This window comes from Streptomyces sp. NPDC028991 (assembly GCF_055564775.1).
Window position 1 is genome coordinate 213896 of record NZ_JBVHVP010000005.1, and the last position, 14740, is coordinate 228635.

Sequence of the window (14740 nt, forward strand, 5' to 3'; positions counted from 1 at the left end):
CTCAGGCGTCCCGGCCGGAGTCTTGCGGCCCGCTGGGGACACGACGAACCTGGGAACCATGACGGACAACACGACACGACTCGACCATGTCGTTCTCTGGGTGCGCGACCCGGTCGCCGCCGCCGATTTCTACGAGAAGACACTGGGGACGGAGCCCCTGCGAGTCACCGAGTACATCGCCGGGACCGTGAGCTTTCCCTCCGTGCGCCTCAACGAAGAGACCATCCTCGACCTGGCGCCGCACTCCCTGGCGGAACGCATGCGGGTGGTCCCCGGCGCTGACGGCAGCGCGGGCCATCCCGTCAACCACGTCTGCCTGTCACTGTCACCGCACGACTTCGAGGCACTGCGCACCCGCCTGGAAGAGCGGGCCGTCCCGGTCTCGGAACTCTCGTACGACTCCTATGGCGCCCGGGGTCTGGCCCGGCGCAGCTTCTACTTCGGCGACCCGGACGGCAACATCTTCGAGGCACGGCACTACGAGTAGCTCGCGCCGGGCACCCGGGCGGCCTCTCAGAACAGCGGCTCGGGCAGCACGCCCTCCAGCGCGAGCAACTGCCGCTTGGTGTCCACGCCGCCCCCGAACCCGCCGATGCCGCCGTCGCTCTCGACGACCCGGTGGCACGGCACGACGACCGGCAGCGGATTGGCCCCCATCGCCATGCCCACCGCCTGGGCGGCGCCCGGCTGGCCGACCCGGCCGGCGAGGTCGCCATAGCCGACGACCGAGCCGTAGGGGACGCCGGACGCCAGCTCGCGCAGCACTTCCCGGTTGAAGCCCGAGATCAATGACCAGTCCAGCGGCAGGTCGAAGCCACGGCGCCGACCCGAGAAGTACGCTTCCACCTGCCGTATCGCCTCGGCCAGCAGCGGAGAGCCGGGCGCCTCGACGGGCTCCGTGCCGAGCCGGGCCGCGAGCCTTTCGAGTGCCCGGTCGCGCGCGGCGCCGGTGGCGTGGAACACGACGTTGACCAGTCCGTCGCGGGTGGCGGCCAGCAGGAGCGGACCGATGCCGGTGCCTACGACGGTCCACACGACCTGCTGTTCGTACTGCCCATGGCTGTCCATGCGCCCACGGTACGGCCGCCCACTGACAACGCCCGGGACAGCGGCGGGCGGGACCGCTCCCGGCCCCTGGCCCGGGCGTGACGCGGTCAGCGGCCGGCCGAGTCCTCGTCCTCGCCGACGGCGTCCCGCACCACGTCGGGCTTGTTGGTGATGATGCCGTCGACGTCGTACCCGGCTACCCGCCGGGCGGTGTCCGCGTCGTCGACCGTCCAGGTGAGGACCTCCATCGGCCTGCCGTGCGGCCCGGTGAACGCGTGCACCGAGGAGACGTAGCTCATGGACAGGGAGCCGTACGAGGGGTTGATCTGGTCGGTGAACTCCGCGAACGCGGGCAGGTCCGACACCGGGGGTGTGCCGAGGAACCCGGTCTTGACGGCCGGCTTGAGCTCGTGGACGGTCCGGACGCTGTCCGCGCTGAAACTCTGTACGACCAGCCGGCCGGCCACGTGCCGCCGGTCGAGCCAGCCCTCATTGGCGAGAACCTTGAGGGTCTGCTGCTCGATGCCCGGGTACAGCTGCGGGTTCTTCAGCTCCAGCAGCAGCTTCTGGTGGTTGTGCTCCACACGGTCCACGTACTGCTTCAGCGTCGGCACGCGTGCGCCCGCGTACTCGGACCCGAACCAGCTCCCCGCGTCCAGCCGCGCGATCTCCGCCGCGGTGAAGTCCTTCACCTTCCACGGCGAGCGGTCGGGGAAGACCTCCTCCACGTCGGTCGTGCGCCGCAGGCTGTCGTCGTGGAGGACGACGAGCTCGCCGTCCCTGGTGCGCTGGACGTCGTTCTCCACCCAGCGGAAGCCCAGCTCGGCCGCCTTGTCGACGGCGGCCAGCGTGTTCTCCGGCGCGTACCCGGAGGCGCCCCTGTGGGCGACGACCGAGGGCCCGTCGTCGCCCCGGGCGGTCCCGGCGTGCGAGAGCGGAGTGAGCAGGGCGACTCCCAGAAGCGCGGTGGTCGTGACGGCAACTGCGCGCGCGTGCATGCGTACTCCTCGCGTCGAGCGATCACGGACAGCACCACTGTGACATCAGAGAGTCAACAGAAGAGGGGTGCAGAATGGCCACAGGCTGAATGGAGTTGCTCAACTCCGCTCACCGGGGCCCCACAAGTGGGGCAAGGCCGTGATTCTTTGCCGGAGAATCGTTCGACCATTCCGGTGGGAGTCATACTCTCTGCCTCGACCCTGATCGTTCGCGCGGTCCCGGGAGAGGGTGCACATCAGGCAAATTCCGGCATGACCGGGGCGTAAGAAGGCGGAAGGGCAGCCGCACATGCAAGGCACGGTCGACGGATTCAGCTACGGACTCGTCACACCGCTGGTGGCCTACCTCATGGCCTGTCTCGGCGGTGCCCTCGGGTTGCGCTGCACCACCAGGTCCATGCGGGTCACCCGTTCCTGGCGGCCCGGGTGGCTCGCCCTCGGGTCGGCGGCGATCGGCTCCGGCATCTGGACCATGCACTTCATCGCCATGATGGGGTTCACGATCGAACACACGCCGATCCGCTACGACTGGCTGATGACCTTCGCCAGCCTGGCCGTCGCGATCGTCATGGTGGGCGTCGGGATCTTCATCGTCGGTTATCGGGGCGCGCGAGGAACGGCCCTGTTCACCGGTGGCACCATCACCGGCCTGGGCATCGCGTCGATGCACTACCTGGGTATGGTCGGCATGCGCCTGGACGGGCAGCTGACGTACAACACGGTCACCGTGGCCGTGTCCGTCGTCATAGCCATGGCCGCCGCCACCGCCGCCCTGTGGGCGGCCGGCCAGGTCCGGGGTTTCCTGTGGAGCGTGGGAGCCAGTCTGATCATGGGGCTGGCCGTCACGGGCATGCACTACACGGGCATGGCCGCCCTCGAGGTCCATCTCCACGGCACGGCCGATCCCTCCACCGGAGGCTCGGCCGCGGAACTGCTCGCTCCCATGCTGATCGGGCCCCTGGCCTTCCTTCTCCTCGCCGGCGTCGTCGTGCTGTTCGACCCGCTGATGGTCATGGGGAGGCCCGCCGAAGTCCCCGCCGAGCGGAAGCCGGGCATCCCGGCCCATCCGGAGGGCCTGCGCACGGTCCGCCACCCACCGCACCACCCGGCCCACCACATGCGCCGCCCGCTCGTCCACCGGCGTCCCCGAACCCCGCAGAACCGCTGATCCGGACCCGTTGTCAGTGCGGGGTCGTACGGTGGAACCCATGCGGCCCGTTTCCCAGATCGAACGCACGGTGGCGCCCTTCGAGGTCGTCAGCCCCTACCAGCCGAACGGTGACCAGCCGGCGGCCATCGCCGAGCTCGCCCGGCGTGTCGAAGCAGGCGAGAAGGACGTCGTCCTGCTCGGCGCGACCGGCACCGGCAAGTCCGCCACCACCGCGTGGATGATCGAGAAGCTCCAGCGCCCCACCCTCGTGATGGCGCCGAACAAGACGCTGGCCGCACAGCTGGCGAACGAGTTCCGCGAACTGCTGCCGAACAACGCCGTCGAGTACTTCGTCTCGTACTACGACTACTACCAGCCCGAGGCCTACGTCCCGCAGTCGGACACCTACATCGAGAAGGACTCCTCGATCAACGAGGAGGTGGAGCGTCTGCGCCACTCCGCGACCAACTCACTGCTCACCCGCCGCGACGTCGTCGTGGTCGCCTCCGTCTCCTGCATCTACGGCCTCGGCACCCCGCAGGAGTACGTGGACCGCATGGTCCCGCTCAGGGTGGGCGACGAGCACGACCGGGACGAGCTGCTGCGCCGCTTCGTGGACATCCAGTACACGCGCAACGACATGGCCTTCGCCCGAGGCACCTTCCGGGTCCGCGGCGACACCATCGAGATCTTCCCGGTCTACGAGGAGCTCGCGGTCCGCATCGAGATGTTCGGTGACGAGATCGAGGCCCTGTCCACGCTCCACCCGGTCACCGGCGAGATCATCAGCGACGACCAGCAGCTGTACGTCTTCCCGGCCTCCCACTACGTCGCGGGCCCCGAGCGCCTGGAGCGGGCCGTGGGCGACATCGAGAAGGAACTGGCCGAGCGCCTGACCGAGCTCGAGAAGCAGGGCAAGCTCCTGGAGGCCCAGCGACTGCGGATGCGCACGACGTACGACCTCGAGATGCTCCGCCAGATCGGCTCCTGCTCCGGCGTGGAGAACTACTCCATGCACTTCGACGGCCGCCTGCCCGGCTCCCCGCCGAACACCCTGCTGGACTACTTCCCGGACGACTTCCTGCTCGTCATCGACGAGTCGCACGTCACCGTGCCGCAGATCGGCGCCATGTACGAGGGCGACGCCTCCCGCAAGCGGACCCTGGTCGACCACGGCTTCCGACTGCCCTCCGCCCTCGACAACCGCCCGCTGAAGTGGGAGGAGTTCCAGGGACGCATCGGGCAGACCGTGTACCTGTCGGCGACCCCGGGCACCTACGAGCTCTCCCGTTCGGACGGCGCCGTCGAGCAGATCATCCGCCCCACCGGCCTCGTCGACCCGGAGGTCGTCGTCAAGCCGACCGAGGGCCAGATCGACGACCTGGTGCACGAGATCCGCAAGCGGACCGAGAAGGACGAGCGCGTCCTGGTCACCACGCTCACCAAGAAGATGGCCGAGGACCTCACCGACTACTTCCTGGAACTCGGCATCCAGGTGCGCTACCTGCACAGCGACGTCGACACGCTGCGCCGCGTCGAACTGCTGCGTGAGCTGCGCGCGGGCGAATACGACGTCCTGGTCGGCATCAACCTGCTGAGGGAGGGCCTCGACCTGCCGGAGGTCTCCCTGGTGGCGATCCTCGACGCCGACAAGGAGGGCTTCCTGCGCTCCGGCACCTCCCTGATCCAGACCATCGGCCGCGCGGCGCGCAATGTCTCCGGCCAGGTCCACATGTACGCCGACAAGATCACGCCGGCGATGGAGAAGGCGATCGACGAGACGAACCGCCGCCGCGAGAAGCAGGTCGCGTACAACAAGGCGAACGGCATCGACCCGCAGCCGCTCCGCAAGAAGATCAACGACATCGTCGCGCAGATCGCCCGCGAGGACATCGACACCGAGCAACTGCTCGGCTCGGGCTACCGCCAGTCGAAGGACGGCAAGGGCGCCAAGGCCCCCGTGCCCGCCCTCGGCGGCCAGGCGCCCGCCGGTGCCAAGGCGGCCAAGGGCAGGACCAAGGAGACCGTGCCGACCGACCGCCCCGCCGCGGAACTCGCCGAACAGATCGAGGACCTCACCACCCGTATGCGGGCCGCCGCCGCGGACCTGCAGTTCGAGATCGCCGCCCGGCTGCGGGACGAGGTTTCCGAGATGAAGAAGGAACTGCGCCAGATGAAGGAGGCCGGCCTGGCCTGACGGCCCGCCCGGGCACGCGCTGTGTTGCAAGACCGACACAAAGTGCGGACCTGGGTGGGGCGCCGTCAGTGTCCCTGCGTAGGGTTCTGGTCAACCGCGGGCACCGCGGCAACAGGGGACAGTCCGAGAGGGGATCAGCGCGTGACCGTCAACATGACCAAGGGTCAGGCCATCAGTCTGCAAAAGAGCGACGGCGGCAGCCTGACGTCGGTGCGCATGGGTCTCGGCTGGCAGGCGGCTCCCCGGCGCGGCCTGTTCGGCTCGCGCACCCGGGAGATCGACCTGGACGCCTCCGCGGTCCTGTTCGCGGACAAGCAGCCGGTCGACGTCGTCTTCTTCCGTCACCTGGTGAGCGACGACGGCTCGGTGCGCCACACCGGGGACAACCTCGTCGGCGGCGTCGGCCAGGGCGGGGACGACGAGGCGATCCTCGTCGACCTGCAGCGCGTCCCGGTCCACATCGACCAGATCGTCTTCACCGTGAACTCCTTCACGGGCCAGACCTTCCAGGAAGTGCAGAACGCGTTCTGCCGCCTGGTCGACGAGACCAACGGCCAGGAGCTCGCCCGGTACACGCTGGCCGGCGGCGGTGCCTACACGGCTCAGATCATGGCGAAGGTGCACCGTGCGGGGCAGGGCTGGGCGATGACCGCCATCGGTTCCCCGGCCAACGGCCGCACCTTCCAGGACCTGATGCCGGCGATCCTGCCGGTCCTGTAACAGGCCGACACCAACCGCCCCGGCTCCGCGGGCGGGACGCGCCGGCGCCGCACATCACGAGTGACGCACGAGTGACACAGGGGGAAAGGCGATGACGGCCGAGCTGACGCGGGGACAGAACCACCCGCTTCCCCGGGCCCGTCTCGAGATCCGGGTCTCGGCCGGCACACCGATCGTGGCCGGAGCCACGCTCGGCGACGAGAACGGCAGGGTCCACGGTGTCGAATGGGTGGCCCACCCGGGCACCCCCGCCCTGCCGGGCCTGGAGGTCTCCCGGCAGGCCGCCGCCGACCATCGTCTCGCGGTGGACCTGGACGCCGTGCCGGACGCGGTGCACCGCGTCAGTGTGCTGCTCGCCCTGCCTGCCGGCGGGACGGGACCGGGCCGCTTCGGGGCCGTCGCCGCCCCCTTCGTCGCGGTCACGGGCCTCGACGGGGACGAGGTCGCCAGCTACACCATCACCGGTCTGGAGGCCGAGTCCGCCGTCGTCGCGCTGGAGCTCTACCGGCGGCAGGGTGCCTGGAAGGTGCGCGCCGTCGGCCAGGGCTACGCGGGCGGTATCGCCGAACTACTCACCGACCAGGACCTGCCCCAGGCCCAGCAGCTCGCCCGAAGCATCCAGGAGGCGGTGGCCGGCGGCCTGGCCCGCTCGGTACCGGCACCCCCGGCACGGACGGCCGACGGCAACCGCTCCCGGCAGGCCGCCACCCCGGCGCACGGTCCCGACCACGGCGCCGCCGAGCCCCAGGGCAACACCGGCCCCGTACCCCCGGCGTCCCCGTACGACCACCAGGGCCCGCCCGGCCCGCAAACGCCCGGTGTCCCGGAACAGCACGGCACACAGCAGCCGTATCCGGCCGGTCCGGGGGACTCCGCCACCACAGCCCCGCCGTCCGCGTCCGGCGACGGCGGCCCGATCGACTACAGCCACCCGCGCCGGCGGAACGCCGCTCCGCCTCCGCCCCCACCGACCGCGCCCCCGGCCGAGCCGGGCCGCCCCGCACCGCCCGTCGCGGGCGACGCCACCGGCTGGTCCATGGAGGAGCGGCTCTACAACCAGGTGTGGGGCATGTTCGAGGACCTGGCCCGCACCACGGCCGCGTACCGCAGCGCCGTCGACTTCGCCGATTCCCGCATGGAGAAGGAACTGGACCAGGTCCTGTCCGATCCGCGCAGCCGGATCGGCGGTCAGGGCGACGCCGCCCGGGAGGCGGCGCGCACCCGGCACGCCCAGCTCGTGTCCCAGGCCCGGGAAGCCCTGGACCGGGACGTCGCTCAGCTGGCCGCCGAGGCGGATGTGGTCGAGCCCGCCCTGCCCGCGGCCTTCGCGCGCTGGGACAACCCCGTCTGGCACGGCTACCGCGTACCCATGGAGATTCCCATGGCCCTGCGGCTGGGCGATCTCCATCTCCCCGAGGCGGAACGCATAAGCATCCCGCTGCTGGTCAGGCTGCCCCTGGAGCGCGGGCTGTGGATCGACAGCGGGCGCTCCGCCTCGCTCGACGGTTCGTTCGCCGATTCCCACGACATGCGGCGCCTGGGCCTGGAGACGGCGGTCGCGCACGCTGCCAGGCTGCTCGCCGTCTATCCGGCGGGCGAGTTCACCGTGCACGTCATCGACCCGGCCGGAGCAGGGGCGCAGGCCCTGGCGCCACTGGTGCAGACGGGAGTGCTCGCGGCCCCACCCGCGCTGGGCGCCGCCGGTACGGCGGACGTGCTCGCACGCCTGACCCAGCGCGTCGACCTGGTGCAGATGGCATTGCGCGGAGGTGCCCCCGACGCGCTTCCCCCCGGCCTCGACACGTCCCAGCAGCTCCTGATCGTCAACGACTTCCCGCACGGCTTCGACGACCGGGCGGTGAACCAGCTCCGCTATCTCGCCGACGAGGGGCCGGCCGTGGGCGTCCACCTGATGATGGTCGCCGACCGCGAGGATTCCGCCGGGTACGGGCCGCTGCTCGACCCGCTGTGGCGCTCGCTGCTCCGGCTGACGCCGGTGGCCGACGACCACCTCGCCGACCCTTGGGTGGGGCATGCCTGGACGTACGAGCCCGCGCTCGTGCCGCCAGGCAGTCAGGTGCTCCGGCAGGTACTCACCCAGGTCGCCGCAGCCCGCCGTTCGTGGGACCGGTGACGGCCTCCGAACTGGCCTTTTGAGCTTAATTTGCAAATCTCTTTACCTTCTCTTGGGGAATGGGGTACTGTCGTTCGCACGGAGGGGAGTACTCCCTGTCTGTGCGGCGTACCCGTCAATACGGATCAGGCCAGATCCCGGGGCGTCGGCCCGTGGGCTCCGAACGCGTCACGCGTCCCGGACCCGGGTGGAAGAGACCTCCGGCAGCGACGACGCTGACATTTGCCGTGTGACGTACTGCCGGAGGCGTAGTGGAAGTTTCTGTGACCCTGTGGGTCCTGACCGTCGTGGGTCTTGCCGCCCTGATCGGGGCCGATTTCTTCATCGGCCGCAAGCCGCACGACGTATCGATCAAGGAAGCCGGGATCTGGACGGCCGTCTGGATCGCCCTGGCGGGCCTCTTCGGAATCGGCCTGTTCGTCTTCGGCGGCGGCCAGCCCGCCGGCGAGTTCTTCGCGGGCTTCATCACCGAGAAGTCCCTGAGCGTGGACAATCTCTTCGTCTTCATCCTGATCATGGCGAAGTTCGCGGTGCCCTCGCAGTACCAGCAGCGAGTGCTCCTCATCGGTGTCCTCATAGCCCTGGCACTCAGGACCGTCTTCATCGCGGCGGGTGCCGCGATCATCGCCAACTTCTCCTGGGTCTTCTACATCTTCGGCGCCTTCCTCATCTACACCGCCTGGAAGCTCATCCAGGAGGCCCGGGCCAACGAGGAGGACGAGGAGTTCGAGGAGAACAAGCTGCTCAAGGCGGCCGAGCGCCGCTTCGGCGTCGCCGACCGCTACCACGGCACCAAGCTGTGGATCGAGGAAAACGGCAAGCGCATCATGACCCCGATGCTGGTCGTGATGCTCGCGATCGGCACCACCGACGTGCTCTTCGCGCTCGACTCCATCCCGGCGATCTTCGGCCTGACCCAGGACCCGTACATCGTGTTCACGGCCAACGCGTTCGCCCTGATGGGTCTGCGACAGCTGTACTTCCTCCTCGGTGGTCTGCTGAGGAAGCTGGTGCACCTCTCGTACGGCCTGTCGGTGATCCTGGGCTTCATCGGCGTCAAGCTGGTGCTGCACGCCCTGCACGAGACCGGGGTCCACGTCCCCGAGATCAGCATCCCGGTCTCCCTCGGCGTGATCTGCTCCGTCCTGATCGTCACGACGATCACCAGCCTGCGGGCCTCCAAGAAGCAGGCCGAGGCGGAAGCGGCGGCAGCCGGGAGCGACGAGGCTCCGAAGGACAGCGTCGAGGCCTGATCGCCTCACCCACGCCCCAGGTCGGGGCGTCGGAGACCAGCCCGGGGAGGGGGGGGGGGGGGGGGGGGGGGAGGAACACCCCCCCCCCCCCCCCCCCTGAACCCCCCCCCCCCCCCCCCCCCCCCCCCCCCCCCCCGCTCCCCCCCCCCCACCCCCCCCCCACCCCCCCCCCCGTGGCGGGGGGACTGCATCTCCCCACACCACCCCACCCCCCCCCCCCCCCCACCCTCTCCCCCCCCCCCCCCCCCCCCCCCCCCCCCCCCCCCTCCCTCCCGTGCCGCCACCGGGAACCACCGACCGGGCACCTGTGGCTGAATGGCGCGGTCATGTCATGCCGTTTCCTCGCCGAGCGGTTGCGGGTTGGGCGTGATGCGCTTGGCACGAGGCCGCCCCGGCGGATGCAGGAACAGCGCCACGAAGCCCGCGAGGATCGATATCGACCCGGCCAGGACGAACGCCCCCGAGTAGTCCCAGGCGCCCACCACGACCGCGCCCATGCCCGAGCCCAGCAGACCGGAGACCAGCTTCGAGGAGTACACCAGCCCGTAGTTGGTGGCGTTGTTGTTCTCCCCGAAGTAGTCGGCGGTCATCGCGGCGAACATCGGGAAGATCGCGCCGCCGCCGAAACCGGAGATGGAGGAGAAGATCAGGAACAGCGGCAGGTTGCCCATGTTGCCGGAGAGCAGGATGCCGTACTGCGACAGTCCGAGGACCATGCATACGAAGATCAAGCACTGCTTGCGGCCGTAGCGGTCGGACAGCCAGCCGATGACACCGCGGCCCGTGCCGTTGACGATGGCCTTCAGGGACATCGCGGTCGCGACGATGCCGCCCGCGAAGCCCGCCTCGTCGCCGAACGGAACCTGGAAGGCGATACCGAAGATGTTCACGCCCGAGGTGCACAGCAGACAGAACCACATCAGGGCCACACGTCCGGTCCGCCACGCCTCCATGGGGGTGTACTGGTGCACGGCGGGCGGGTTCTTCTCCAGCGCGCGCCGGGTGCGCGCGTCGGTGGGCTTCTTGAGCGGGTCGACGTCCGCGGGCCACCAGTTCTTCGGCGGGTCCTTGAAGAAGAACCCGGCCACCGCGACGACCCCCGCCAGGAAGACACCCACCGAGACCAGCACCCAGCGGAAGTTGGTGCCGTCCATGTAACCGGTGAAGATGAACACGAACGGCACGGACCCGTAGGCGAAACCGCCGTTGACGAAGCCCGTCTTGCCGCCCTTGCGCTCCGGGTACCACTTGGCGACCATGTTCACGCTGGTCGCGTACACCATGCCGGCGCCCATGCCGCTGAACATGCCGAACCCGATGTAGGCGACGATCACATGCGGCGCGAACGCGAGCGAGAGATATCCCAGCAGCGTGCCGGCGGCGCCGCACATCATCGCCCAGCGGGCCGGCAGCCTGCCGCTCTCCCGCAGCTTGCCCGCCGGGAAGGCCACCGCGGCCTGGAAGAAGACCCAGACGCCGAGCATCCAGAAGATGTGCGCGCTGCTCCAGCTGTGGGCCGTGTGCAGGGTGTCCTCGGCGGACGCGAACGCGTACTCCGCCGAGCTGATGCCCATCATGCCGATCCACGGAAGGATGACCATCCACTTGCGCTTGCGGCCCATGATGTCGATGTCGGTCTCGCCGAGGCGGTAGACGCGTCCGTTCGCGTCGGTGACCTCTCGGTACGGAGCCGAGGTTGGCAGGTCGGTCGTTGTCATGTCGTCTTGCACCCCTTGCGTTCGAAAGATCTGGCCAGCGCCCCCTGTCCATTTCCTTCCGTGTGCGCGCGGGTCCTGGGGCCGGCCGACGCGCACCGCCGGCCGGCCCCGTGCTCCCTCAGCTCATGAACCGCCTCCCAGCAGCCCCGCCGCCCGCGCCCAGCGGTACTTCGCGCCGAGTACGTCCACCGGCTTCTCGGTCGTGTACGGGTACGCCACGACCCCGCGCTCGAAGAGGTACTGGCACGCCTCCTCCACCTCCACGTCGCCCGCGAGGGAGGCCACCACGGGTTTCTCGACGCCGCGTTCGCGGAACTCGGCCACCACGCGCGCGGTGAGTTCGGCGAACACCATGGGAGGCGTGACGATGGTGTGCCAGTAGCCGAGGACCAGCGCGTGGATGCGCGGATCCTCCATCCCGAGCCGGATCGTCGCCTCGTACGTCGACGGCGGCTCGCCCCCGGTGATGTCGACCGGGTTGCCCGCCGCCCCGAACGGCGGGATGAAGGCCCGGAACGCCGTGTCCAGGTCCGGCGGTATCTCCATCAGCGACAGCCCGTTGTCCGTCACCGCGTCCGAGAGCAGCACCCCGCTGCCGCCCGCCCCGGTGATGATGACCACGTTGTCGCCCGCCGGGGCGGGCAGCACCGGCAACGCGCGCGCGTACTCCAACATCTCGCCCAGACCGGGCGCCCGGATCACGCCGGCCTGCCGCAGGATGTCGTCGTAAACGGCGTCGTCCCCGGCGAGCGCCCCGGTGTGCGACCCGGCGGCCTTCGCCCCCGCCGCGGTCCGCCCCGCCTTGAGCACCACGACCGGCTTCCTCGGTACGGTCGCCCGAGCGGCCTCGACGAACGCGCGGCCGTCCTTGAGGTCCTCCAGGTGCATCGCGATGCACTCGGTGTGCGGGTCCTCGCCGAACCAGGTCAGCAGGTCGTCCTCGTCCAGGTCCGACTTGTTGCCGAGCCCGACGATCGCCGACACACCCGTCTTCGTGGTCCGCGCGAAGCCCAGGATCGCCATCCCGATGCCGCCCGACTGCGAGGTCAGCGCGACCCCGCCCTTGACGTCGTACGGCGTGCAGAACGTGGCGCACAGGTCATGCCACGTCGAGTAGTAACCGTAGATGTTGGGGCCCAGCAGCCGGACGCCGTACCGTTCGGCGACCGCCACGATCTCGTCCTGGAGCGCGTGCTCACCGGTCTCCGCGAAACCGGAGGGGATCAGCACGGCGTTGGGGATCCTCTTGCGTCCCACCTCCTCCAGGGCCGCCGCCACGAACCGCGCGGGGATCGCGAAGACCGCCACATCCACCTCACCGGGAACGTCGGTGACACTCTTGTACGCCTTGCGGCCCAAGATGTCATCGGCCTTGGGGTTCACCGGGTGGATCTCGCCCGCGAAGCCGCCGTCGACCAGGTTGCGCATCACCGAGTTGCCGATCTTGCCGACCTCGCTGGAGGCGCCGATCACGGCGACCGACGACGGCTGCATCAGGCGGCGCATCGAGGTGAGGATCTCCTCGCGCGTGTACCGGCGGCGCTCCCTGGGTGTTTCGGTGGCGAGGAGCACCCGGATGTCGGCGGCGACCGCGCCCTCGGGTGTGGCGATCACCGGGTTGAGGTCCACCTCGGCGATCTCCGGGAAGTCCGCGACGAGTTCGGAGACCCGGTGGATCTGCTCAGCCACCGCCCGCCGGTCCACGCCGGGCTGCCCGCGCACCCCGCGCAGCACCTCCGCCGCCCGGATCGAGTCCAGCATGGACAGCGCCTCGTCGGCGTCCACGGGGGCGAGCCGGAACGTGACGTCCTTGAGGACTTCGACCAGTATTCCGCCGAGCCCGAACGCCACCACCTTCCCGAACGTCGGATCGGTCACCGCGCCGACGATGACCTCCTGCCCCTTGGGCAGCAGCTCCTGTATCTGCACGCCCTCGACACGCGCCGACGCGTCGTACGCGCGCGCGTTGTCGACGATCCGGCAGAACGCCGCCCGTACGTCCGCCGCCCCCTCCACGCCGACGACCACACCGCCGGCGTCGGTCTTGTGCAGGATGTCCGGCGAGACGATCTTCATCACGACCGGCCCGCCGAACCGTGCCGCGCATGCCACCGCCTCGTCCACGTCCCGCGCCAGCTCCTCGCCCGGTACGGCGATCCCGTAGGCGTCGGCGAGCGCCTTGCCCTCGGGAGCGGTCAGTGCGGTGCGCCCCTTCGCCCGTACGGAGTCCAAGAGCCCCCGCACCCGCGCCACCCGGTCCTCGGCCACCACCTCAGATCACCCCGTTCGACTTGAGCAGGCGCAGTTCCTCGTCGCCGAGGCCCAGCTCGCCTACGTACACCTCTTCGTTGTGCTCGCCGAGCAGCGGCGAACTGCTGACCTCCACAGGGGAGTCGGAGAGTTTGAGCGGGCTGCCGACGGTCACGAACTCGCCGCGCTCGGGGTGGGGGACGGTCACGACCATCTCGTTGGCGACCAGGGACCGGTCCTCGATGATCTCCTTGGTGGACAGGATCGGCCCGCACGGGATGTTGTGGGCGTTGAGCCGTTCGAGCACTTCCCACTTGGGGAGGGTGGACGACCACTCCTCGATGAGCTGGAACAACTTGTTCAGCTTCGGCAGCCGGGCCTGCGGTGTCGCCCACTCGGGGTCATCGGCCAGTTCGGGCCGGCCGATGAGCTCGCTCAGCGGCTGCCAGCCCACCGGCTGGACGATGACGTACACGTAGTCGTTCGGCCCGCCCGGTGCGCACTTGACCGCCCAACCGGGCTGCCCGCCGCCGGACGCGTTTCCCGACCTGGGAACCTCGTCGCCGAAGTCCTCGTTGGGATATTCGGCGAGTGGACCACGGGCCAGGCGCTGCTGGTCGCGCAGCTTCACCCGGCAGAGGTTGAGCACCGCGTGCTGCATGGCCACGTTCACCCGCTGACCGCGTCCGGTGTGTTCCCGCTGGTAGAGCGCCGCGAGGATGCCCGCCACGACGTGGACGCCCGTGCCCGAGTCCCCGATCTGGGCCCCCGTCGCCAGCGGTGGTCCGTCCTCGAAACCGGTGGTGGACATCGATCCGCCCATCGCCTGCGCGACGACCTCGTACGCCTTGAAGGCGGTGTACGGGCCCTCGCCGAAGCCCTTGACGGAGGCATAGACGATCCGCGGATTGATCTCCTTGATGCGGTCCCAGGTGAAGCCCATCCGGTCGACCGCGCCCGGTCCGAAGTTCTCGACCATGACGTCCGAGCGCCGGATCAGCTCGGTGAGGATCTCCTTGCCGCGCTCGGTCTTGGTGTTGAGGGTGATGCTCCGCTTGTTGCAGTTGAGCATCGTGAAGTAGAGGGAGTCGACGTCCGGCAGATCGCGCAGCTGCTTGCGCGTGATGTCGCCGCTCGGCGCCTCCAGCTTGACGACGTCCGCGCCGAGCCAGGCGAGCAGCTGGGTCGCGGAGGGCCCGGACTGTACGTGCGTCATGTCCAGCACCCGGATGCCGTCGAGTGCCTTGGCCGGCGTTCCGGTCATGGGTGCCAC

At 69.8% G+C, this 14740-nt stretch carries 11 protein-coding genes; 6 read left to right on the forward strand and 5 right to left on the reverse strand.

What is annotated here, in order from left to right:
- Positions 1 to 58: 58 nt before the first annotated feature.
- The gene (locus tag ACZ4V1_RS13615; RefSeq protein WP_468334085.1) at positions 59 to 487 is read left to right on the forward strand and encodes a VOC family protein; all 429 of its coding nucleotides are present in this window, start codon (positions 59 to 61) and stop codon (positions 485 to 487) included.
- Positions 488 to 513: 26 nt separating this feature from the next.
- On the opposite strand, the gene ACZ4V1_RS13620 is transcribed toward ACZ4V1_RS13615, so the two are convergent.
- Complete coding sequence (locus ACZ4V1_RS13620) at positions 514 to 1068, reverse strand: methylated-DNA--[protein]-cysteine S-methyltransferase (RefSeq protein WP_468334088.1); 555 nt, start codon at positions 1066 to 1068, stop codon at positions 514 to 516.
- An 86-nt stretch (positions 1069 to 1154) separates the two neighbouring features.
- Positions 1155 to 2045 carry a glycerophosphodiester phosphodiesterase gene (locus tag ACZ4V1_RS13625; RefSeq protein WP_468334091.1) on the reverse strand — a complete coding sequence of 297 codons (891 nt, stop codon included), beginning with the start codon at positions 2043 to 2045 and terminating at the stop codon, positions 1155 to 1157.
- A 289-nt stretch (positions 2046 to 2334) separates the two neighbouring features.
- Here ACZ4V1_RS13625 and ACZ4V1_RS13630 point away from each other — a divergent pair, with 289 nt between their 5' ends.
- From ACZ4V1_RS13630 to ACZ4V1_RS13650, 5 genes are all read left to right on the forward strand, one after another.
- On the forward strand, positions 2335 to 3213 hold the full coding sequence (locus tag ACZ4V1_RS13630; protein ID WP_468334094.1) for an MHYT domain-containing protein: 879 nt from the start codon (positions 2335 to 2337) through the stop codon (positions 3211 to 3213).
- A 40-nt stretch (positions 3214 to 3253) separates the two neighbouring features.
- Positions 3254 to 5392 (forward strand): excinuclease ABC subunit UvrB, encoded by a 2139-nt coding sequence (gene uvrB / locus ACZ4V1_RS13635; RefSeq protein ID WP_468334097.1) that lies wholly within the window; start codon positions 3254 to 3256, stop codon positions 5390 to 5392.
- Positions 5393 to 5533: 141 nt separating this feature from the next.
- Positions 5534 to 6112 (forward strand): TerD family protein, encoded by a 579-nt coding sequence (locus tag ACZ4V1_RS13640; RefSeq protein ID WP_121746441.1) that lies wholly within the window; start codon positions 5534 to 5536, stop codon positions 6110 to 6112.
- 91 nt (positions 6113 to 6203) lie between these two features.
- Entirely contained in the window at positions 6204 to 8246 is a 2043-nt protein-coding gene (locus ACZ4V1_RS13645) for a TerD family protein (protein ID WP_468334101.1), read from the forward strand.
- 251 nt (positions 8247 to 8497) lie between these two features.
- Entirely contained in the window at positions 8498 to 9499 is a 1002-nt protein-coding gene (locus ACZ4V1_RS13650) for a TerC family protein (protein ID WP_468334104.1), read from the forward strand.
- 329 nt (positions 9500 to 9828) lie between these two features.
- Here ACZ4V1_RS13650 and ACZ4V1_RS13655 read toward each other — a convergent pair whose 3' ends face one another.
- The 3 genes from ACZ4V1_RS13655 to frc form a co-directional block, all read right to left on the reverse strand.
- Entirely contained in the window at positions 9829 to 11217 is a 1389-nt protein-coding gene (locus ACZ4V1_RS13655) for an OFA family MFS transporter (RefSeq protein ID WP_468334107.1), read from the reverse strand.
- A gap of 123 nt (positions 11218 to 11340) precedes the next feature.
- The gene (locus ACZ4V1_RS13660; protein WP_468334110.1) at positions 11341 to 13485 is read right to left on the reverse strand and encodes an acetate--CoA ligase family protein; all 2145 of its coding nucleotides are present in this window, start codon (positions 13483 to 13485) and stop codon (positions 11341 to 11343) included.
- Between the two features lie 4 nt (positions 13486 to 13489).
- Positions 13490 to 14731: a formyl-CoA transferase gene (frc, locus tag ACZ4V1_RS13665; protein WP_468334113.1), complete on the reverse strand. Its 1242-nt coding sequence runs from the start codon at positions 14729 to 14731 to the stop codon at positions 13490 to 13492.
- Positions 14732 to 14740 lie beyond the last annotated feature (9 nt).

Excerpts from the sequence above, each read along its gene's own strand:
- ACZ4V1_RS13615 (WP_468334085.1), top strand. The coding sequence starts at position 59 with ATGACGGACAACACGACACGACTCGACCATGTCGTTCTCTGGGTGCGC.
- ACZ4V1_RS13620 (WP_468334088.1), bottom strand. The coding sequence starts at position 1,068 with ATGGACAGCCATGGGCAGTACGAACAGCAGGTCGTGTGGACCGTCGTA.
- ACZ4V1_RS13625 (WP_468334091.1), bottom strand. The coding sequence starts at position 2,045 with ATGCACGCGCGCGCAGTTGCCGTCACGACCACCGCGCTTCTGGGAGTC.
- ACZ4V1_RS13630 (WP_468334094.1), top strand. The coding sequence starts at position 2,335 with ATGCAAGGCACGGTCGACGGATTCAGCTACGGACTCGTCACACCGCTG.
- uvrB (WP_468334097.1), top strand. The coding sequence starts at position 3,254 with ATGCGGCCCGTTTCCCAGATCGAACGCACGGTGGCGCCCTTCGAGGTC.
- ACZ4V1_RS13645 (WP_468334101.1), top strand. The coding sequence starts at position 6,204 with ATGACGGCCGAGCTGACGCGGGGACAGAACCACCCGCTTCCCCGGGCC.
- ACZ4V1_RS13655 (WP_468334107.1), bottom strand. The coding sequence starts at position 11,217 with ATGACAACGACCGACCTGCCAACCTCGGCTCCGTACCGAGAGGTCACC.
- frc (WP_468334113.1), bottom strand. The coding sequence starts at position 14,731 with ATGACCGGAACGCCGGCCAAGGCACTCGACGGCATCCGGGTGCTGGAC.